The sequence below is a fragment of the Nocardia sp. NPDC003999 genome (assembly GCF_053604885.1).
On record NZ_JBSGIB010000018.1, the window covers coordinates 44,305 to 64,730 of the forward strand.

General features: G+C 70.5%; 21 protein-coding genes. 16 read left to right on the forward strand and 5 right to left on the reverse strand.

Going from position 1 to position 20,426, the window contains the following annotated elements:
* The first annotated feature begins 56 nt into the window (after positions 1–56).
* Together ACWESM_RS27900 and ACWESM_RS27905 are read left to right on the forward strand one after the other, a co-directional pair.
* On the forward strand, positions 57–1,277 hold the full coding sequence (locus ACWESM_RS27900; RefSeq protein ID WP_452494246.1) for an MFS transporter: 1,221 nt from the start codon (positions 57–59) through the stop codon (positions 1,275–1,277).
* A 101-nt stretch (positions 1,278–1,378) separates the two neighbouring features.
* Positions 1,379–2,521 (forward strand): alpha/beta hydrolase family protein, encoded by a 1,143-nt coding sequence (locus ACWESM_RS27905; protein ID WP_452494247.1) that lies wholly within the window; start codon positions 1,379–1,381, stop codon positions 2,519–2,521.
* A 31-nt stretch (positions 2,522–2,552) separates the two neighbouring features.
* On the opposite strand, the gene ACWESM_RS27910 is transcribed toward ACWESM_RS27905, so the two are convergent.
* Positions 2,553–3,137 (reverse strand): TetR/AcrR family transcriptional regulator C-terminal domain-containing protein, encoded by a 585-nt coding sequence (locus ACWESM_RS27910; protein WP_355078292.1) that lies wholly within the window; start codon positions 3,135–3,137, stop codon positions 2,553–2,555.
* A 103-nt stretch (positions 3,138–3,240) separates the two neighbouring features.
* Between ACWESM_RS27910 and bioB the strand changes: the two genes are divergently transcribed.
* The 6 genes from bioB to ACWESM_RS27940 all read left to right on the forward strand — a co-directional run bounded on the left by bioB (position 3,241) and on the right by ACWESM_RS27940 (position 6,808).
* The gene (gene bioB, locus ACWESM_RS27915) at positions 3,241–4,254 is read left to right on the forward strand and encodes a biotin synthase BioB (protein ID WP_355078291.1); all 1,014 of its coding nucleotides are present in this window, start codon (positions 3,241–3,243) and stop codon (positions 4,252–4,254) included.
* A gap of 32 nt (positions 4,255–4,286) precedes the next feature.
* Positions 4,287–4,514 carry a biotin synthase auxiliary protein BsaP gene (gene bsaP, locus ACWESM_RS27920; RefSeq protein WP_355078290.1) on the forward strand — a complete coding sequence of 76 codons (228 nt, stop codon included), beginning with the start codon at positions 4,287–4,289 and terminating at the stop codon, positions 4,512–4,514.
* Positions 4,514–5,167 carry a DUF2567 domain-containing protein gene (locus ACWESM_RS27925; RefSeq protein WP_397279444.1) on the forward strand — a complete coding sequence of 218 codons (654 nt, stop codon included), beginning with the start codon at positions 4,514–4,516 and terminating at the stop codon, positions 5,165–5,167. Before bsaP ends, ACWESM_RS27925 begins: the two co-directional genes overlap by 1 nt.
* Positions 5,168–5,256: 89 nt before the next feature.
* A complete protein-coding gene (locus ACWESM_RS27930) occupies positions 5,257–5,790 on the forward strand; it encodes a DUF1353 domain-containing protein (protein ID WP_452494250.1) in 534 nt (177 codons plus the stop codon).
* Between the two features lie 152 nt (positions 5,791–5,942).
* A complete protein-coding gene (locus ACWESM_RS27935; RefSeq protein WP_355078287.1) occupies positions 5,943–6,488 on the forward strand; it encodes an AAA family ATPase in 546 nt (181 codons plus the stop codon).
* 140 nt (positions 6,489–6,628) lie between these two features.
* Positions 6,629–6,808 (forward strand): hypothetical protein, encoded by a 180-nt coding sequence (locus ACWESM_RS27940; protein ID WP_364430515.1) that lies wholly within the window; start codon positions 6,629–6,631, stop codon positions 6,806–6,808.
* Between the two features lie 70 nt (positions 6,809–6,878).
* On the opposite strand, the gene ACWESM_RS27945 is transcribed toward ACWESM_RS27940, so the two are convergent.
* Positions 6,879–7,643: an NUDIX hydrolase gene (locus tag ACWESM_RS27945; protein ID WP_364430512.1), complete on the reverse strand. Its 765-nt coding sequence runs from the start codon at positions 7,641–7,643 to the stop codon at positions 6,879–6,881.
* A 77-nt stretch (positions 7,644–7,720) separates the two neighbouring features.
* Here ACWESM_RS27945 and nadA point away from each other — a divergent pair, with 77 nt between their 5' ends.
* From nadA to nadC, 3 genes are all read left to right on the forward strand, one after another.
* Positions 7,721–8,764 carry a quinolinate synthase NadA gene (nadA, locus tag ACWESM_RS27950; RefSeq protein WP_364430509.1) on the forward strand — a complete coding sequence of 348 codons (1,044 nt, stop codon included), beginning with the start codon at positions 7,721–7,723 and terminating at the stop codon, positions 8,762–8,764.
* 109 nt (positions 8,765–8,873) lie between these two features.
* A complete protein-coding gene (locus ACWESM_RS27955; RefSeq protein ID WP_364430506.1) occupies positions 8,874–10,442 on the forward strand; it encodes an L-aspartate oxidase in 1,569 nt (522 codons plus the stop codon).
* Positions 10,443–10,509: 67 nt separating this feature from the next.
* Complete coding sequence (gene nadC / locus ACWESM_RS27960; RefSeq protein ID WP_355078283.1) at positions 10,510–11,370, forward strand: carboxylating nicotinate-nucleotide diphosphorylase; 861 nt, start codon at positions 10,510–10,512, stop codon at positions 11,368–11,370.
* A gap of 106 nt (positions 11,371–11,476) precedes the next feature.
* On the opposite strand, the gene ACWESM_RS27965 is transcribed toward nadC, so the two are convergent.
* The 3 genes from ACWESM_RS27965 to ACWESM_RS27975 all read right to left on the reverse strand — a co-directional run bounded on the left by ACWESM_RS27965 (position 11,477) and on the right by ACWESM_RS27975 (position 13,519).
* Positions 11,477–12,655, reverse strand: coding sequence for a winged helix DNA-binding domain-containing protein (locus ACWESM_RS27965; RefSeq protein ID WP_364430501.1), 1,179 nt, complete (start codon positions 12,653–12,655; stop codon positions 11,477–11,479).
* Positions 12,642–13,055 carry a hypothetical protein gene (locus ACWESM_RS27970; RefSeq protein ID WP_452494253.1) on the reverse strand — a complete coding sequence of 138 codons (414 nt, stop codon included), beginning with the start codon at positions 13,053–13,055 and terminating at the stop codon, positions 12,642–12,644. Before ACWESM_RS27970 ends, ACWESM_RS27965 begins: the two co-directional genes overlap by 14 nt.
* 116 nt (positions 13,056–13,171) lie before the next feature.
* Complete coding sequence (locus ACWESM_RS27975) at positions 13,172–13,519, reverse strand: ArsR/SmtB family transcription factor (protein ID WP_356967776.1); 348 nt, start codon at positions 13,517–13,519, stop codon at positions 13,172–13,174.
* A gap of 106 nt (positions 13,520–13,625) precedes the next feature.
* Between ACWESM_RS27975 and ACWESM_RS27980 the strand changes: the two genes are divergently transcribed.
* The 5 genes from ACWESM_RS27980 (at position 13,626) to ACWESM_RS28000 (ending at position 20,316) form a co-directional block, all read left to right on the forward strand.
* The gene (locus ACWESM_RS27980) at positions 13,626–14,846 is read left to right on the forward strand and encodes an MFS transporter (RefSeq protein WP_452494255.1); all 1,221 of its coding nucleotides are present in this window, start codon (positions 13,626–13,628) and stop codon (positions 14,844–14,846) included.
* Positions 14,847–14,969: 123 nt separating this feature from the next.
* Positions 14,970–15,854: an alpha/beta hydrolase family protein gene (locus tag ACWESM_RS27985; RefSeq protein WP_355078278.1), complete on the forward strand. Its 885-nt coding sequence runs from the start codon at positions 14,970–14,972 to the stop codon at positions 15,852–15,854.
* Positions 15,855–15,916: 62 nt separating this feature from the next.
* Positions 15,917–16,777: an arylamine N-acetyltransferase family protein gene (locus ACWESM_RS27990; RefSeq protein ID WP_412806503.1), complete on the forward strand. Its 861-nt coding sequence runs from the start codon at positions 15,917–15,919 to the stop codon at positions 16,775–16,777.
* Between the two features lie 26 nt (positions 16,778–16,803).
* Positions 16,804–18,585, forward strand: a complete 1,782-nt coding sequence (locus ACWESM_RS27995) for a penicillin-binding transpeptidase domain-containing protein (RefSeq protein WP_397279436.1) — start codon at positions 16,804–16,806, stop codon at positions 18,583–18,585.
* A gap of 99 nt (positions 18,586–18,684) precedes the next feature.
* Complete coding sequence (locus ACWESM_RS28000) at positions 18,685–20,316, forward strand: serine/threonine-protein kinase (protein ID WP_364430482.1); 1,632 nt, start codon at positions 18,685–18,687, stop codon at positions 20,314–20,316.
* Positions 20,317–20,426: the final 110 nt, after the last annotated feature.

Consider the following 20,426-nt stretch of genomic DNA (forward strand, 5'->3'; position numbering starts at 1 on the left):
TTCGGGCTGAATGTGATCGGGCGGAGCGCGGCCTCGCGGCATCGATCGGCGATGCGATGAGCGAGCGGTCCGTCGTAGCGGGCGACATCGGCGGCGTGCGGTTGCGGTCGCTGACCTGGACGGTGTTCGTGCCGATGGTGGTGTACGGCATCGGGTCCGGCGCGGCGGCGCCGATGTACGCGCTGCGCGCGCTCGACCTGGGCGCGTCGGCCGGGCTGGCGGGGATCATCGTCGCGTTGTCCGGGTTGGGCATGGTGCTCACCGACCTGCCCGCGGGGCGGGTCGTCGCGACCATCGGGGAACGCGGTGCGCTTGCGGTGGGTTCGGTGCTCGGTGCGATCGGCGTGCTCGCGGCGATCATCGCGCCGAATGTCGGCGTGCTCGCGCTGGGCATGCTGCTGGGCGGCGCGGCGGGCGCGGTGTGGGGCCTGGCTCGCCAGTCCTATCTGGTTGCCGTGGTGCCCCCGAACGACCTCGGCCGCGCGATGTCGACGCTGGCCGGTTCCATGCGGTTGGGGTTCTTCTGCGGACCGTTCCTCGGTGCGGCCGTGGTGCATTCGCTCGGTCCCAACGGCGCGTTGTGGTTGCAGTTGGTGACCACGGTGGCGGCCGGCGCGGCCATGGCGGCGATCCGATCGCCGGAGGGATCGGGCGAGGCGGGCGCGGGGCACGCGCTGACGGCGATCGTGGTCGAGCACCGCAGGACCCTCGGCACGCTCGGCCTGGCCGCGCTGCTGGTCGGGGCCGCGCGTGCGGCCCGGCTGGCGCTGCTTCCGTTGTGGGCCGCGCACATCGGACTGAGCGCGTCGACCACCAGTTTGGTGTTCGGCCTGGCGGGCGCGGTGGACGTGCTGATGTCGTATCCGGCGGGCGTGTGGCTGGATCGCTACGGCAGGCGGGCGACCGGCGTGCCGTCGATGGTCCTGTTCGCCGCCGGTTTCGGTGTGCTGCCGTGCACCTCCTCGGTGCTCGGGCTCGGTTGCGCCGCCGTGCTGCTCGGGCTGGCCAACGGCATGAGCAACGGGCTGATCATGACGGTCGGCGCTGATGTCGCGCCCGACGGGCAGCGGGCCGAGTTCCTCGGGGCCTGGCGGCTCACCCACGACATCGGCATGTTCGTCGGACCGGTGGCGGTCGGCGCGATCAGCGCCGTGACCGTGCTCGGCGGAGCGGCCATCGCGCTCGCGCTCACCGCCGCGGCGGGCGCCTACGCGATGCATCGCTGGTTTCCGGGCGTGGTCGGGGCGCCAGGGCGGCGGTCGGCCCGGACCGGGTAGGCGCTCGCCCTCGCCGCCGTTGCGCGGGATTCGAGAATTTCCACTGGTGGCACGTGTCGCTAGGGTCTGGTCATCGGCGTGCGTCGGTATGGTGCTGCGGCATGTCCCTATCGTTCCTTCGGCGATCCGGCCTGGTCGCCGCCTCGATAAGTATGTGCGTCGCGGTCACGCTCGGGGTGGCCCCTGCGACAGCGGAAAGCCCGACGACCGGGCAATTGAGCGGGATCGAGCTGCTCGATCCCGCGTGGACTTTCCCCAAGGCCGCGGTGTCGCTCGGGATCGGTTACACCACGACCGATCAGCACGGCGCACCCGCGCAGGCATCCGGTGCGCTCTATCTGCCCCCGGGCCTGCCGCCGCAGGGAGGATGGCCGCTGGTGGTGTGGGCACACGGAACCGCGGGCATCGGCGATGCCTGCGCGCCGTCGCGCCGCCCGCAGTCCGAGCGGAACATCACCTATTTCGACCAGATCCTGGAGAACGGGTACGCGGTACTGGCTCCCGACTATCAAGGCCTCGGCACCCGCGGGCAGTTCAGCTACTACAACACGAACGTCGAGGGGATGTCGATAATCGACGCGGTCGCGGCGGTGCGCACGACTCCGATTCCGCTATCACGCAGATGGGCCTTGGTCGGTCAGTCGGAGGGAGCGCACGCGGTGATGAGCGCGGCCGGTCTGTATGCCGAGAAAGGCGGTTCCGCTACGGGGTTGAGCGGAGTGGTGGCCACCGGGCTGCGCACCGACCCGAGCAAGAGCCTGCCGGAGATGTTCCGGGCGGACTCGACCGGCTCCAAGAACCAGATCGCCTACGCCGCGTACTATCTGGCCTCGCTGGAGGAACTGAACCCAGGCAGCGTCACCCCGTACCTGTCCGATTTCGGCAAGGACTTCGTGGAAAAGGCCGCCCACGAATGCCTTTCGCATCTGGTCGAGCGCGCCGACGGCCGCCGACCGTCGGCGCTCGTCGCCGACCCCGACCGGCCGACGCCCACCTTCGCCGAAGACATCGCCGCCCTGACGGGATATCCGGAAGACCGGTTCACCAGCGATCTCCTGATCGGCTACGGCACCGCGGACATCGATGTGCCTCCGACCGACACCGCGAACTACGGGAAGAAACTGCAAGAGCTGAACCCCGGAATACGGGTGACGGTCCAGCAGTACCCCGGCCAGGACCACAGCGGCGCGTTCCTGGCATCGCTCCCGGACGCGTTGGACTTCCTGAACACGCACCTGCGCTGAGGTTCGGAACGGCGCGGTCACCCGCCCGGCGTCAGCGGACGCGGGTGCCGAGCAAGTGCCGCACACCCGCGACGAACAATTGCAGGCCGAAGTCGAAACGGGCGGTGGGGTCGGTGGTCTCCTCCAACGGCGAGGCGCCCTCCGGCAGGGCGCCCGCCGAGTCCATCTGCATCCTGGACTGCTCGTCCACGGTCTCGCCGAGGACGTAGTAGAGCAACGTGAACGCCGCGAGTTCGGCCTCCTGGCGCGGCATGCCCGCGCGGATGGCGGCGCTCACCAGCCGTTCTCGCCCTTTGCTCGTGGTGAGCCGGGACGCGTAGGTCGCCGACACCAATTCGGCGCCGTCGCGATAGGCCAGCAAGCAGTCGCGCAGCCGGTGCGCCAGTTCGGTGATCTGCCCGGACCATTCCTCGGCCGCGATCGGGTCCTCCATGGGCGCGAGGATCTTGTCCGCGACCGCGCCGAGCAGCGCCTGCTTGTTCGGAAAGTGCCAATACAACGCGCCGGGCTGCACCTGGAGCGAGCCGGCCAACCTGCGCATGGTGAGGTCGGCCAGGCCGTATCGGTCCAGAATCGCGATGGCTCCGTCGACCACGTCCGCCCGGTGCAGCTGCACTCGATGCCCTTCCCGTCGTGCTTTGACTCACTCCTACCGCTACCCTAGCCTGAACACCGTTCAAGTTGCACGGCCACCTCGGCCGGACGAAGGGATTCGTGCAGTGACCCAGGCACCTGTAGACACCGAAATCTTGTCGATCGCCCGCGAGCAGGTGCTCGAGCGCGGGGTGGGGCTGACCCAGGAGCAGACGCTGGAGGTGCTACGGCTCGGTGACGACCGGCTGGAGGAGTTGCTCGCCCTGGCGCACGAGGTGCGCATGAAGTGGTGCGGCCCCGAGGTCGAGGTCGAGGGCATCATCAGCCTCAAGACCGGCGGTTGCCCGGAGGACTGCCACTTCTGCTCGCAGTCGGGCCTGTTCCAGTCGCCGGTGCGCGCCGCGTGGCTGGACATTCCCAGCCTGGTGGAAGCCGCCAAGCAGACCGCGAAGACCGGCGCCACCGAGTTCTGCATCGTGGCGGCCGTGCGCGGTCCCGACGAGCGCCTGATGGCCCAGGTGGCCGCCGGTGTCGAGGCGATTCGCAACGAGGTGGACATCCAGGTCGCCTGCTCGCTGGGCATGCTCACCCAGGAGCAGGTGGACCAGTTGGCCGCCATGGGTGTGCACCGCTACAACCACAACCTGGAGACCTCGCGGTCCTACTTCCCGAACGTGGTGACAACGCACACCTGGGAGGAGCGCTGGGACACCCTGCGCATGGTCCGCGAAGCGGGCATGGAGGTCTGCTGCGGCGGCATCCTCGGCATGGGCGAGACGCTGGAGCAACGCGCCGAGTTCGCCGCGAACCTGGCCCAACTCGAGCCCGACGAGGTGCCGCTGAACTTCCTCAACCCGCGTCCGGGTACGCCCTTCGGCGACCTGGAGGTGCTGCCCGCGTCCGACGCGCTGCGCGCCGTGGCCGCGTTCCGGCTCGCGCTGCCGCGCACCATGCTGCGCTTCGCGGGCGGCCGGGAGATCACCCTCGGTGACCTCGGCGCCAAGCAGGGCATCCTGGGCGGCATCAACGCCGTCATCGTCGGCAACTACCTGACCACCCTCGGCCGCCCGGCCGAACAGGACCTGGACCTGCTCGGCGAGCTGAAGATGCCGATCAAGGCGCTCAACGAAACGCTCTGACCGGCTCGGTTGCGACGAAGAGGCGAGCGAGCATGAGTACTGTCATGGACATGGACGAGCGCTACAACCCGTTCACCGGCAAGCGAATCGTGCCGGGCCTCGACGACGCGATCCCGGCCGCCGCCGCGCTGGGCCTGGAGCCGCCGCGCTTCTGCGAACAGTGCGGACGCCGCATGATCGTGCAGGTGAGCCCGGACGGCTGGTGGGCCAAGTGCTCCCGGCACGGCGTCGTCGACTCGGCCGAACTGGAACGCCGCTAGTGGCGTCGCCGTTGCGCGGTGAGGTGCGGGCGGCGGCTGTGGTCGCCGTCGCCGTGGTGGTGGTGAGCGCGCTCGCCGGTGTCGGCTGGGGCCTGCTCGCGCCGACCGAGCGGCTGCTCGTGGTCGAGCCGGGTCGCGGTGTCGGACTGACCGGGGAGAGTGCGCATCAGTTCGACGCGCTGGCGTTGTTCGTCCTCGCGGGGGCGGTGCTCGGATTGCTGTGCGCACTGGCCGTGTGGCGCTGGCGCTCGGCGCGTGGGCCGCTGTTGCAGCTGGGCCTGCTGATCGGTTCCGGCCTGGGTGCGGTGGTGATGGCCGGTGTAGGGGAGCAGGTCGCCGAGTGGTCGCATCCGCGCCCGCACGACCCGCCGGTGGGCCAGATCGTCACCTTGCCGATCGAACTCGGCAGCGACCTCGCGCTGATCGTGCAGCCGCTGATCGCGTCGTTCGTCATGCTGTTCCTCGCGGCGCTGAGTACCTCGGCGGATCTCGGCAGTGGCCGCCGCGCCGCCCGGAAGGAGGAAGCCTCCTACGACGGCCAGGGCGCCTTCATGCCCTATGGTGACGCTGCGAGCAGCGCAGAGCTGCCCTATGGTGGCTACCAGCCTGCCCCAGAGGGATATTCGCTGCCCGAATATCGCCAGCGCCGCTGACGCGTCGTCCGGCACGTCGCCGCGACGGGGAAGGCTTTCCGAACCACTTCGGGGTCGGGAACTCGTGGCGTGCTGGGAAGGAATGGGACGTGGCCTTCGTGGGTGGCGGTCCGGTCGTCGAAGAGCTCGACGCCAAGTTCTGGCGGGTGACCGAACCAATGGTCTATCGCGGTGCGAGTGAGGAATTCGTGGTCCCAGCTGGTTTCCGGACGGACTTCGCCTCGGTGCCGCGCCCGTTGATCTGGCTGATTCCCCGCTACGGCAGCTATACCCGTGCCGCCATCCTGCACGACTACCTGCTGAGCACGAACACGGTCGGCGTGGCCGACGCCGACGGCATCTTCCGCCGATGCCTGCACGAACTCGGAGTCTCCCTGCCACGCCGCTGGATGATGTGGGCGGCCGTGCGCGCGGCGCACCGGTTACGCGGCGCGAGTGCGGGCGACGTCGCCCGGTTCGTCGTCGTCGCGGTCCCTTCGGTGTTCTTCCTCGCCGTTCCCGCGACCGTGGTGACGGTGTTCCTCCTGTTGTTCTGGTTGGTGGAGTTGGCCTTCTGGGCCGGGTCGCGCCTAACGCAGCGGACCGAAGCTCCGCCGCCCGGTCCGCAGATGAAGACCGCCTGACCGACCTGGGGTCTCGGTGCGAACTTCGTGCGCGCTGCTGGCGAGCCTCGCGCCGGCGAGCCCGGCCGGGTCGCCGGATCCGCGCGGGCAACCCGCCACCGGCGCGGACGAGTTCTCGGCTGCCGCAGCGGCGCACGAGTTACGGTGCCGATATGAGCGACGGATCGCCCAGGCTCCCCACCCTCGTCGTCGTCAGTGGCCCGCCGGGGTCGGGCAAGACGACGCTCGCGCACGCTCTCGCCCGGGCGATCGGCTGCCCAGCCATCTGCCGGGACGAGATCAAGGAGGGCATGGTCCACGCGACGGAGAACTACGCCCCGAGCCGCTCGAACGAGCTGAACCTCCGCACGCTGCCGGTGTTCTTCCAGACGCTGGAACTGCTCCTGCGGGCCGGTGTCACGGTGGTGGCCGAAGCCGCCTTCCAAGACCGGCTGTGGCGTCCCGGCCTCACACCGCTGCGCGCCCACGCCCAGCTCCGCATCGTGCACTGCACGATCGATCCAGCTCTCGCGACACAGCGAATCCACCAGCGCCACCGTTCGGATCCGCTCCGCCGCGCCCACGACGATCCAGACCACCCCGCACCCGCCGCCTTCCAGCGCATCTCCCTCGACGCGCCGACACTCGAGGTCGACACCACCTCCGCCTACCGCCCCGACCTCCCGGCGATCGTCGCCTTCCTCGACGCCTCCTCATGATCAACGGCACACGACGGAGGGCCTTCTCGCGAAACGCCGCAACCATGTGCCGCTGATCTTGAAAACCCGTTGGAGCCGACGTGGGCGCGAGGATATGGTGGGCGGCCGGAGTGGCCGAGGGTTGTCGGAAAGGGGCTGGGGTGGTGAAGACCGCGCACGCGGTGGAGGACGGGGCGGCTTCTGCGCGGGGCGAACGGGCCGATCTGGCGGCGTGGCGGCGGCGGGATGCGCTGCGGCGCGGTAATGCGGCGCGGCCCATTCCGAGCAAACGGCAGTACCGTCGCCGGGACAAGCATCGCAAGACTGCGGCAGAAGGCTGAGCGATGCCTGACCGCCGCTTCCGCGGCCGGCATCTGGCGTACCCGCCGATATCGCCGGCTTTCCGGCCGGTTACGAAGGGCCGGGTGGGCGCAGCGCCGCGAATTCGTCTGTCACGCGCAGGCCGGAGTCGGTGAAGCGGTACACCGCGGCGGGGCGGCCGCCCGCGCGGCCGGGGGCGGCGGTGGCTCCGGTGGGGGTGATCACCTTGCGGCGGGAGAGAACTCGCTGAAGGTTCGTAGTGTCCACGTCGTAACCGAGTGCGGCGCAATAGATTTCGCGCAGTGTCGACATGGTGAACCGGTCCGGCGCGAGAGCGAAGGCGATGTTGGTGTAGGACAGTTTCGCCGCCAGCCGGGTGCGGGCGTGGTCGACTACCGTGCGGTGGTCGAAGGACATGTCCGGCAGTGCCGACACCGGGTGCCAGGCGGTGTCCGGGGGCAGCTGCGGGTCGGCGGTCAGCGGGACCAGCCCGAGGTAGGCCGAGGCGATGCGGCGCGGGCTCGGCACCCGGTCGGGGGCGCTGAACACGGAGAGCTGTTCCAGATGACTCAGCTCGCGCACGTCGACCTTCTCGGCGAGCTGGCGGCGCGCGGAGGCGTCGAGGTCCTCGTCGTCGCCGAGACGTCCGCCGGGGAGCGACCAGGTGCCCTTCTGCGGGTCGAGTGCGCGTTCCCACAACAACACCGCGAGTTCGGTCCGCTGGTCGGGCGGGCAACGTAGCAGCATGCCTTCTGCCCGGTCGGCAGGGGCGTGACCTGCGGCGATGTCCCGGGGGTAGCGACGAACCTGGAACACCGCGGTGAGCGATTCGTGGATGGTGCTACTATGGGCCACGTTTTCGATTATAAGTCGAAAACCTGGTTTGGTGCGAATCGGCGGTGTAGCCGACCGCACGAGGAAGGGAGCCATCCATGGCGACGACGGGTGCGAAACTGGCGCCCCCGCTGATGGGGCAGGTGTTCGACGGACCCTCCGGGTTCGCGGGTGTCGAGGCGACGCCGGAGTGGGCGCAGGAAGTCAAGCGTCTGGCCAGGGAGCGCAACGCGACAATCCTGGCGCACAACTATCAGCTGCCGGAGATCCAGGACGTGGCCGACCACGTCGGCGACTCGCTGGCGCTGTCGCGGATCGCGGCCGAGGCGCCCGAGGACACCATCGTGTTCTGCGGCGTGCACTTCATGGCCGAGACCGCCAAGATCCTGAGCCCGGCGAAGACCGTGCTCATCCCCGATCAGCGTGCGGGATGTTCGCTCGCGGATTCGATCAGCGCCGACGAACTGCGCGCCTGGAAGGCCGAGCACCCGAACGCGGTGGTCGTGTCCTACGTGAACACCACGGCCGAGGTGAAGGCGCTCACCGACATCTGCTGCACCTCCTCCAACGCGGTGGACGTGGTCGCCTCGATCGACCCGGACCGCGAGGTGCTGTTCCTGCCGGACCAGTTCCTCGGCGCGCACGTCAAGCGGGTCACCGGCCGCACGAACATGCACATCTGGGCGGGCGAGTGCCACGTGCACGCGGGCATCAACGGCGACGAGCTCACCGAGCAGGCGCGTACCCACCCGGACGCGGAACTGTTCGTGCACCCCGAATGCGGGTGCGCCACCTCGGCGCTGTACCTCGCGGGCGAGGGAGCGTTCCCGGCCGATCGGGTGCACATCCTGTCCACCGGAGGCATGATCGACGCGGCCAAGGCGGCGAAGTCGAATCAGGTGCTCGTGGCCACCGAGGTCGGCATGCTGCACCAGCTGCGCAAGGCCGCCCCCGGCATCGACTTCCAGGCCGTGAACGACCGGGCGTCCTGCAAGTACATGAAGATGATCACTCCGGCGGCCCTGCTGCGCTGCCTGGTCGAGGGCCGTGACGAGGTCCACGTCGATCCGGAAACCGCCGCGCTGGGCCGCAACTCGGTGCAGCGGATGATCGCGATCGGCAATCCCGGCGGCGGTGAATGAGTCCGACCGCTGCCCTCGCGGCGGCGGGTCGCTCTCCGGCGCAACGCGCTGACCACAGCGCCCGCGCCGCGGAACGTTCGCGGATCGGAAGACAGAGAGGCGCGGGGCGATGACAACCCGGGTTTCCATCGACTGGGAGGCCGAGGCCGATCTGGTCGTGATCGGCGGTGGCGTCGCGGGACTGACCGCGGCGCGCACCGCGTCACTGCGCGGGCTGCGGGTGCTCACGCTCAGCAAGGGCGGGCCGACGGATACGTCCACCCAGTACGCCCAGGGCGGCATCGCCGTCGTGGCGCCGCACGGTGACTCGGTCGAGTCACACGTGCACGACACGGTGGAGGCGGGCGTCGGCCTGTGCGACGTGGACGCCGTGCGCTCCATCGTCGAGGGCGGGCAGGACGCGGTGGCCGCGCTGACCGACCTGGGCGCGGTGTTCGACCTCGGCCGCGACGGCCAGATCTCGCGGACCCGCGAGGGCGGCCACAGCACCCGCCGGATCATCCATGCCGGGGGCGACGCCACCGGCGCCGAGGTGCAGCGGGCGCTGAACGAAGCCGGCTTGCCGGTGCTGTTCGGCGCGGCCGTCGGCGAGATCGTCACGGGGCCGAACGGTGTGCGGGGCGTGGTCGCGCTGTCGGACCGAGGTTTCGGTGTCGTGCACGCGCCCGCTGTGTTGCTGGCCACCGGCGGGCTCGGCCAGTTGTACGCGCTGAGCACCAATCCGCCGGGCGCCACCGCCGACGGCATCGCGCTCGGGCTGTGGGCCGGTGCCGCCGTCGCCGACCTCGAATTCGTGCAGTTCCACCCGACGGTGCTGTACACCCCGGGCGGTATCGGGCGCAGGCCGCTGATCAGCGAAGCGGTGCGCGGCGAAGGCGCGACATTGGTCGACACCGAAGGCAACGCGGTGACCGAGGGGGTGCATCCACGGGGCGATCTCGCGCCTCGCGATGTCGTCTCCCGCGCCATCGCCGCGCGCATGCGGGCGCTGGGCACCGAGCACGTCTATCTCGACGCCCGCTCGATCGACGGTTTCCCGCAGCGGTTTCCGACGATCACCGCCTCGTGCCTGGCGGCGGGCATCGATCCGCGCACCGACCTCATCCCGGTCGCGCCTGCCGCGCATTACCAGTGCGGGGGCGTCGTCACCGACACTCACGGCCGTACCGGAGTGCCCGGCCTGTACGCGGCCGGAGAGGTCGCGCGCACCGGACTGCACGGGGCGAACCGGTTGGCGTCCAACAGTCTGCTGGAGGGGCTGGTGGTCGGCGAGCGTGCCGGAGCCGCCGCCGCCGAGCGGCTCGGTGAGCGGGCCCGGGTGAGTGAGATTCCCACTCGCGTAGCCGAATACGTCGACCGCGACGTAGTGCAGCACCTGATGACCACGCACGCCTCGGTGGTCCGCGACCGCGCCGGACTCGCGGAAGCGCTCAAGCGACTCGACGACGTGGTCACCAACCGCGACACGCTCGCCGCCGCCACCCACCCGATCGCCGGAATCGAGGACGCCGCACTCACTCTCGCGGCCCGCGCGCTGCTGCTGGCCGCGCTCGCCCGCACCGAGAGCCGCGGCTGTCACACCCGGTCCGATCACCCGGACGCCCTGCCCGAACTCCGCCACAGCCTCCCGATCCGGCTCAACGGCGACGGCGTCCCCGAGTACGCCCCCATTCCCTGACCACACGCACCGAGCGCGGCATCCGGTGGACCGCGAGAACCCCGCTCGGTCAGAGAGGAACGCTTCGATGGCTCTGGACGACGCCCTGGATCGCGACGAGGTGCTGCGCGTCATCCGCGCCGCGCTGGACGAGGACCTGCGCTACGGCCCGGACGTCACGACGACGGCCACCGTGCCCGCGGACGCGGTGATCAAGGCATCGGTGGTGTCGCGGGAACCGGGAACCGTGGCCGGGCTCGACGCCGGGCTGCTGGTGCTCGACGAGGTGATCGGCGCGGACGCCTACGAGATCACCGACCGCGTCGCCGACGGCACCCGGGTGTCGCCCGGACAGTCCGTGCTGACCTTGATCGCGCCCACCCGTGGGCTGCTCACCGCGGAGCGCACCATGCTCAACCTGGTGTGCCATCTGTCCGGCATCGCGACGGCGACAGCCGCCTGGGTGGACGCCGTCGCGGGCACCCGCTGCCGCATCCGGGACAGCCGCAAGACGCTGCCCGGACTGCGCGCGCTGCAGAAGTACGCCGTGCGGGTCGGCGGCGGCGTCAACCACCGGATGGGTCTCGGCGACGCCGCCCTGATCAAGGACAACCACGTGGTCGCCGCGGGGTCGGTGGTCGAGGCGCTGCGCGCGGTCCGCGCCGCCGCCCCCGACATCGCCTGCGAGGTCGAGGTCGACAGCCTCGAACAGCTCGACGCCGTGCTCGCCGAGAACGTGGAACTGGTACTGCTGGACAATTTCCCGCTCTGGCAGACCCAGGCGGCAGTGCAGCGCCGCAACGCCGCGTCACCGCGGACGAAACTGGAGTCCTCCGGCGGCCTGAGCCTGGACGTCGCCGCCGACTACGCCCGCACCGGCGTCGACTACCTGGCCGTCGGCGCGCTCACCCACTCGGTCCGCGTCCTCGACCTCGGACTGGACATGTAGGTACCCGCCCGAACGCGCAAGCCGCGCAGCGTGGCTCGGTCGGACTCGGCGAATGCGCGAATCTCCATGTCGCCCGAGCTACCCGGCGGTGCGCCGGGGCGCTCGGTCAGGCGGTGAGTTCCCGTTCCAGCGGCGTCCGGAAACGGGGAATGGCGCGCACGTCGCCGTACCATTCGGCGACTCGCTGCGCCTGCGCGGCGATCATCGCCTCGGCGTCGGTCCCCACGTCTTCGAGCAGGCGGTAGACGATCTCGCCGTCACCGCGCTGCGCCCAGCCGCCCACGATGCGCCCGTCCCACCAGACGGTGGGCCCGATGTTCCCGTTGCGATCGAACAGGTTCGGTGCGTGGGGGCCGAGGAACCATTCTCGAGCCTGCCAGCCCATGGGCGTCGGATCGAGCGCGGGAAGCAATGCCGCCCATGGCTCCGGGGCGGCGACCGGCTCCGCGTCGTCGGCCAGTAGTACGCCCGTCACGCCGTCGAGGTCGACCTCGATCAGCTCGAGCGCGCCGAGCGCCGCGCGCACCTCGCCCAGCGTCCACCCGGTCCACCACTTGATGTCGGACACCGGCGCGGGACCGAACGCGCGCAACCAGCGGCGGACCAGCTCGGCGCGGGCTTCTGCGGCCGGAATCACGGGGACGGGGTCCGGCAACCACGATTCGATCGGCGCCCAGGTGTACTGGCTGCTGGTCCAACTGCCGTTCGGCCGCCCGCGCACGATGCGGCCTTCGCAGCCGAGCGTCACCAGTACCCAGGTGGTGATGTTCGTCGGCTTCGAATACGGCTTGTCCGGCGCGGTGTTCACCTGGGTGCGCAAGCGGGGGACGTCCTTGCTCAGCTGCGCGCCGGTCGCCGCGCCGCGATCGAGCAGCGCCTTGTGCGTCTCGGTCTCGACTTCGGCCCACCAGCGCCGCACATCGCCGTCCCCGATGCCCGCCTGTTCCAGGTACTTGCCGTAGGTGCGCCGCTGTTTGTGCGCCAGCGCGTCCGCGCACGAACCCTGCAGGATCGCGACCAGCTCCACCGGCACGACGAACATGGTGCGGCGCATGGCCAGCATCCGCAGCAGCGAACGGTCGTCGTAGAGCGCCTGTTCGACATCCGCGGGCGCCAGCCCCTCGGCGCGGGCCGCGACGGAGAGAAAGACAGTCGCCGGATCGGTCGCGTGCAGGGCGACCAGCGAGCGGGCGATCTCCGCGACCTGTCCGGCCCGCTCCGGGATGGCCAGCCGGTGTCGCACCGCCAGCCGGGCGCGCCGCTCGGCGACATCAATCGAACGCATAGGCGAATCGTAGCGTTCGCACCGTCGGGTCAGAGGCCGAAGCGCTCCGGAGCCGGGTGCAGCGTCCGGCAGGCGTCGGGGACGGCCTCGGTCGCCGCCGGGCCGCACGCGCCCGCCTCGCCGCCGGGCCGCACGCGCCCGCCTCGCCGCCGATCAGGATGCCGGTGCGGACGACCGCGTCCGCCTCGGCCGGCTTGTGCATCGCTTTGGCGATCTGCCGCAGCACGTGCGCGCAGCCGAGGACCGGATCGTTCGCCAGCCGATCGCAGTTGTCCTCGAACAAGGCGCGCAAGTCGTCGACCGGGAAGTTGCGCAGCACCGGATCCGCCGCGACCAGTTCGGCGACGGTGCCGCGTCCGCCGCCGACGTCGCGTCGTCGGCCACGGCGACCAGCGCGCACAGGGCCACGGCGGCGTCGCGAAAGGACCCGCCGCGCAATTCGTTCCGCCTGGCGAGCAGTTGTTCGCGCCAGGTCGCGGCGATCTCGGGCGTCGGGTCCTGCCCCAAAGTTCTGGATCAGTCGGCGGGCTCCCAGGCGCGGACCAGGTCGAGCAAGCCGGGAAAGCGCGCCTCGAGATCGTCGACGCGGACCTGGCTGCGGCGTTCGAGTCCGTAGCGTCGCTGCCGGGTGACGCCCGCCTCGCGCAGGACCCGGAAGTGGTGCGTCAACGTGGATTTGGGGCGATCGATGCCGAACCAGGAGCACGACCGGTCGGTGTCGGGGGAGTCCAGTAGCAACCGGCGGACCATGGTCAGGCGCAGCGGGTCGCTCAGCGCGGCCAGCACGTGATCCAGTCGCAGGTCGGCGCGGGCCGGCTCGGGCAGGACGGAGGTGGCATCGGCGGTGTCGGCGGCCGCTGGCATCGCGTTCTCCTCGGATTTCGGACGACTTGTACGACTTCTATCGTACTAGGCGCTAAGTTCGATTACTGTCGTACCAGTACGAAAAAATTCGAACCAAGGAGTGGTGATGGGATCGACGGTGACGGTGCCACGCACGGAAGCACCACGGACGGGCGGACGTTCGGTGTGGGCGGCGGCGTGGCCGGTGTTCGCGGTGTTCGTGTTGTCGAACGCGCCGACCCCGCTGTACGTGGTGTGGCAGCGGGCGATCGGCTTCTCCGCCGGGACGCTGACCGCGGTGTTCGCCTGCTACATCGCCGGATTGCTGGGTGCGCTGCTGGTCGCGGGCGTGGTGTCGGACCGGGTGGGTCGCAAACCGGTGCTGCTGCCCGCGGTGGCGGCGGCGGTGGCGGCCTGTGTATTGTTCGCGGTCGCGCAGTCGGTCCCGCTGCTGGCCCTGGCGCGGCTGCTGACCGGCCTGGCGGTCGGCGCGACGGTGTCGGCGGGAATGGCGGCGGTCACCGATGTGGGCGGGTCCGACCGCAAACGGGTCGCCGCGCTGGCCGCGTCCACGGCGATGGTGCTGGGAGCCGGGAGCGGGCCATTGCTGGCAGGCATCCTGTCCGAAGCGCTGCCCGGCCCGACGGTGACGGTCTTCCTGGTCGAGATCGCCGTGCTCACTGCGGCTTTCGCGGTAGTGGCCCGGTTGCCTCTGCCCGCCGGTGCCGGCGGGCGCGGACCGTGGATCCGGATCCCGTCGGTCGTAAGGGAAGGCCGCACCGCGGTGCTGCTGGGGATCGCGGTGTTCGGACCGGGCATCACCGCGACGTCGTTCGTCCTGTCGCTGGGGCCGTCGGTGCTGGCACATCTGCTCGGTGTCGCCGACCGGGTGCTCGCCGGTGCGGTGGCGTTCGCGATGTTCCTGGCCGCGACCGGAGTCCAGTTCGCGGCCCGGCGGTTCGGTGTGGGCGTCATCCTGCTCGGCGGCACGATCGCGACCGTGACGAGCATGGCCGCGCTGGTGCTCTCACTGGTCGCGACCTCGCTTCCGCTGTTCGTGACGGCGGCCGTGCTCGCCGGTGCCGGTCAGGGGCTCGGCCAGTTCGGCGGACTGACGGCGATCAGCGCGAGCGTGCCGGGCGAGCGGCTGGCCGAGGCCAACGCCGCGCAGAACGTCGGGGGGTATCTCCCCGCCGCGGTGCTACCGCTGGCCGCCGGGTTTCTCGGCGACGCTTATGGATTGAGCGCAGGTGTCATCGCGTTCGGTGTGGTGGTCGGCCTCGCGGCCGCAGCGGGCGGACTGCTCGTCGTGGCGCGCCTGCGCCGCGATGCCGCGCTGACGGCGTGACATCATCCAGGGATGCGATGGGCATCTCTCGTATCGTGCTGCGCGTTGGCCGGTGTGCTCCTGACGACAGTTCTTGTGGCGCCACGAGTTTCGGCGGATGGGGACTGCGCCGTCGATGTGGCGGTGCGCCCTGTTTCGCTGACCGTGGACGGGGAGGAGGCGACCGGCCGGGTATACGAGCCCTATCGGTGCGCCGAGGACGACGCGACCGCGCACGCGCTCGTGGTCGCGGTGCACGGGCACGACGGGTCGTCGGCCGATTTCGCGGGCTACCTCGAGTCGATCGCCCGGCGCACCGCGACGCCGATCCTGTCGATGGATCTGCGCTCGGCGCAGAGCATGTGGCGCACCGGAGAATGGAATCTGTGGGCAGGGTGGCGCGACATCGTCGCCGCGACCACGTGGTACCGGGATACCCATCGCTCGATCACCCGCACGGTGCTGTGGGGCTGGAGCCAGGGCGGCATCACCAGTGGTCTCGCGGTGGCGCACGGCCCGCGCGGGATGTTCGACTACTGGGTCGACAATTACGGTCCCGCCGACGATTTCACGATGTGGTTGGGCGCCGGGTCCGTGGATCCGGCGCTGCCCGCGCAGATCGAGCGCGACGCGGGTGGCTGCCCGCCCGCCACCTGCCCGCTCGCCTACGCCGAACGCTCGCCCGCGCTGCTGGCGGCCCGGATGGACGTGCGGCGGGCGTTTCTCGTGCACGGCACCGCCGACGACGTGGTGCCGTATGCCACCAGCGTCGAGATGCGCGCGGGGCTGCTCGCCGCGGGCCGACCCACCTCGATGTACACCGTCGTGACCGGGCGCGATCTGAACGGGCAAGTGGTTCCCGGCGACCACAGCGTCGGACCGGCCCTCTTCGAGGGCGGTTGCGTCGTCGAGCGCCTGCTGCTCGGCGCGGAGCCGGTCGACGGCCCGGATCGCGACTACCTCGTGGACGTCGCGCACGACGTCGTCACCGCACCGGCCGCCCCGCCGGGCGCGAAGTGCGCGGCGTGAGGGAACACGATCGCCGTTGCGCGCAGTTGACCGAGAAGAACCGACGACGAAGTGAGGACGCGATGAGCAAACCCGCCGACCCGGCTTACCACTGGAACGGAGCGGATCTCGATCTGGACGCCTACCTGGCCCGGATCGGGTTCGACGGCGAGCGCGCCCCCACCGTCCGGACGCTGCACGAGCTGGTGCGGGCGCACACCACCGCGATCCCGTTCGAGAACCTGGAGATCATCCTGGGCCGGTCGATCCCCCTGGATCTGGCGACCTTGCAGGACAAACTCGTGCGGCGCCGCCGCGGCGGTTACTGCTACGAGAACGTCGGACTGTTCGCGGCCGCGCTGGAACGGCTCGGATTCGGTGTCACCGGCCTCAGCGGTCGCGTGAGCATGGGCGCGGGCACGGCGCTGCGGCCTGCCACCCATGCCTTGCTGCGCGTGACGACCGCCGACGACGACCGCGTCTGGCTGTGCGACGTCGGCTTCGGCGCCGGACCGCTGGTGCCGTTCGAGTTGTCCGCGGGCGAATTCACCGGCGGCGACTGGCAGTTCCGGCTGGAGAGCAGGCGCGGCGAGCTGGATTCCGACCTGTGGGTACTGCACCAATTCGGCCGAGACGGTTGGATCGACCGGTACAGTTTCACCTTGAATCCGCAGTACGGCATCGACTACGCCGTCGGCAACCATTTCGTGTCGACCTCGCCGCGTTCCCCGTTCACCACCCGGCCGTTCGTGCAGCGTTTCCACCCGGAGGCCCACCACGTGCTGGACGGCACCACGCTCGTCACCGAGTACCCCGACGGCACCGGCAACACAAGGGAACTGGAGCCGACCGAGCTGCCCAAGGTCCTCGCGGAGGTGTTCGACATCGACCTCACCGAGGCCGATGCCGCCGCACTCGCGAATGCTCCGTGGATACGCGACTGACCCCGCGAGCGGGCTGTTGACCGGTGATGTCCGGCTGCGCCCATTATGGTCGTCGGGTGCGTACCAACCGGAAAGCCCTCGTCCTGTTCGCCGCACCGCTGCTCGTGGTCGCCGCCTGCTCGTCAGGGCCGGACCAGCCCGATACCGTGGCAGGGCAGTTCGCCGAGGCGTTGAACCGCGACGATATCGCCGCCGCGGCCGCGCTCACCGACAATCCGGCCGTAGCCGCCGACACCCTCGGCGCGCTGTACGACGGCCTCGGCAAGGACGTGCGCTTCGACGTCCGCTCGGTCGACGACAACCGCTTCGCCCTGGCCGCCACCTGGAAGCTGGGCGCGGACGGCAAGTCGGAGTGGACCTACACCACCAACGGCGCCGCGCACGACGACGGGAACGGATGGCGGGTGAAGTGGGATCCCGCCACGGTCGCCCCCGGGCTCGCGGCCGGGCCGTTGAGCTACGGCAGGGTTTATCCGCAACCGGCCCGCATCCTCGATTCCGCAGGCGGCGAGCTGATGACCGAACAGGTCGTCACGCTGGTCGACGTCGGCCCCGGCGCCGACATCCCCGCGGTCGCGGATCTGCTCGGCCCGCTCGCGCCCGGCCTCACCGCCGGGTCGGTGCAAACGGAACTGGCGGCGGCGCAAGGAAAGCCGATCACCGCGATCACCTTGCGCGATTCCGATCTCGCCCCGATCCGAGACCGCCTGGCCGCGCTGCCCGGTGTCACCCTCGCGCCGCAGACCCGCCTGCTGACGACCGACAAGGCGTTGGCCGCCCCGACCCTGTCCGGACTGGCCGAGTTGTGGCAGCAGTCCGCCGACGCGCACGCCGGGTGGGCCGTGCGCGCCCAGACGCCGCAGGGCACCGAGCGGGTCGCGGGAACGGATCCCACGCCCACCGCCGACATCGCGACCACGCTCGATCTCGGCTTGCAGCGCGCGGCCGAGGCGGCGCTCGCCCCGATCGCACAGCCCGCGGCGATCGTCGCCCTGCGTCCGTCGACCGGCGAGGTCGTCGCGATCGCGCAGAACGCCCCCGCCGACGCGCAGGGCCCGATCGCGCTGACCGGGCTGTACCCGCCGGGTTCGACGTTCAAGACGGTCACCGTCTCCGCCGCGTTGCAGGCGGGGACGGTCACACCCGACACCGTGCTGCCCTGCCCCGGCACCGCGAACATCGAGGGTCGCCGCATCCCCAACGACAACAATTTCGATCTCGGCGCGGTTCCGCTGCACACCGCGTTCGCCCGCTCGTGCAACACCACGATGGGCGCCCTCGCCGTGCGATTGCCCGCCGACGCGCTGACGAAAGCGGCCACACAACTCGGCCTCGGCATCGATTACGTCACACCGGGCCTGACCACGGTCACGGGGAAGGTGCCCGCGGCCGAGACCTCCGCGTTACGTGTGGAGTCGGCGATCGGTCAAGGGCAGGTGACAGCGTCGCCGTTCGGCATGGCCCTGGTCGCCGCGTCCATCGCTCGCGGCTCGGTGCCCGCGCCCACCCTGGTCGCGGGCAAGCCGGGCACCCCGGACCGCACCTCGGACGCGCTGCCGCCGCAGGTCGACGACCAGCTGAAAGCCATGATGCGCGAGACCGTCACCGGTGGCACCGCGACCCAATTGCGCGACATTCCCGGCCTGCTCGGCAAAACGGGCACCGCGGAGTACATCGATGACGCCCACGCCCACGGCTGGTTCGTCGGCATCGACGGCGACCTGGCCTTTTCCGTGTTCATCAGCGACGCGGGCAGTTCGGCTCCCGCGGTGGACGCGGCGGGCCGGATGCTGCGTGCTCGCGGTTAGTCCCTTTCGGGCGATTCGAGGCAGTGTGAAGGCCCGGCTGACGCGTGCGAGCATTCCTACGCCCGCTACACTCATCCCCGGACCGCGTGAGTAATCAATATGCGGGATGTCACGATTTCGAGAAGGTTCGGAGTAGGCGCCATCGATACCGGTCAGTTGATCGCGGAGCATTACCGCCTGGTCGAGCGGATTGGTAGCGGCGGCACGGGCGTGGTCTGGCGTGCCGTCGACGAACGCCTCCAGCGCTCCGTGGCCGTCAAGCAGATCCACATCCAGCCGAGCCTGCCCGAGGCCGAACGCGACGTGGTACGCCAGCGCGCGATCCGGGAGGCCCGCAACGCCGCCCGCTTCCAGCATCCGAACGCGATCGTCGTGTTCGACATCACCGAGCACGAGGGCGACCCCTGCCTGGTGATGGAGTACTTGAAGTCCAAGAGCCTCGCCGCGGTGATCGCCGCGCAGGGCACCTTGCCGCTGACCCAGGTCGCGCGGATCGGCGAGCAGGTCGCCTCGGCGCTGATCGCCGCGCATCAGGCGGGCATCGTGCACCGTGACGTGAAACCGGGCAACATCCTGCTCGACGATCACGGCACGGTGAAGATCACCGACTTCGGCATCTCCCGCGCCACCGGCGACGTCACCCTCACCGAGACCGGGCTGATCTGCGGCACCGCCGCCTACCTCGCGCCCGAGGTCGCCCGTGGCTCCGATCCGAGTCCCGCCTCCGATGTGTTCGCGCTGGGCGCCACGCTGTTCCACGCGCTCGAGGGCGAACCGCCCTACGGTGCGGGCTCCAATCCGCTCGCGGTGCTCTACGCGGCCGCGAACGGTCAGCTGAGCGAACCGCGCAACGCGGGCCCCGCCACGGACTTCCTGCTCGACCTGCTCAGCCCCGAGCCGCGCGAGCGTCCGAGCATGCGGGCGGCGCGCGAGCACCTCGCCGCGTTCGCCGACGCGGGCCCGGCCCCGGTGGCCGCCGGATTCGTGCCCGCCAGCGAGGCATTCGCCCGGCCGAGGGCGGGCCAGTCCGAATCGGCGACCCGCGAGCTGCGGCCTTCGGCGATGGCGTCGACGCCTTACACGCCGACCGAGCGCCAGCCGCGCTCCCGTCCGGTCCCCCCGCCGCCACCCGCCCACCCGGACACCGCGACGCACCCCCGCACCATGGCCCAGCCGCGGCCGCAGTCCCGGCAGGGCTCGGGCGGCAAACGTCGCGCGATCTTGATCGGCGCACTGATCGGCGCGGTCGCCGTCGTCGGGGCCATCGTGGTGAACATGATGAGTTCGTCGGGTTCGGGCACCAGCACGGCCCAGGGCAGCACGTCTTCCGTGGTCGCGTCGACGCGCCCAGGCGCGAACACGACGTCGGCCGCCGCCTCGGTCGGGGAGACGAAGAGCGTCGGCAAGGCCGACTCGCGGCAGTCCATCGATCTAGTGGTGAACTTCTACAACAATCTGACGTACTCGAGCTTCTCCGCTGCTTGGAAACAGCTGACCCCCGCTGCCCAGCAGGTATACGGCAGCCAGCAAGCCTTCGAGGACTATTGGACGCAGAATCGGGTGTCGACGTTCAACACCGTCGACACCGGCGGCGGTTCGGGCGTCAACGCGGACGGTTCGGTGGACGTCAACGTGGCCAGCGTGTCCTACGGGAGCCGGAACAAGTCGGTGACGCTCCGGTTGATCAATCCCGGAAACGGGTCTGTGCTCATCGACAGCGACACCCGCTGACGCGTGAACCCGGCGCACCCCCCGCGATAGATCGAGAGCGGTGCCGGACTCGGCGCGCCGCGAGAACACCCCGCCGCCCGGACCTGCGCACATGGGTCCACTGCGGCCCC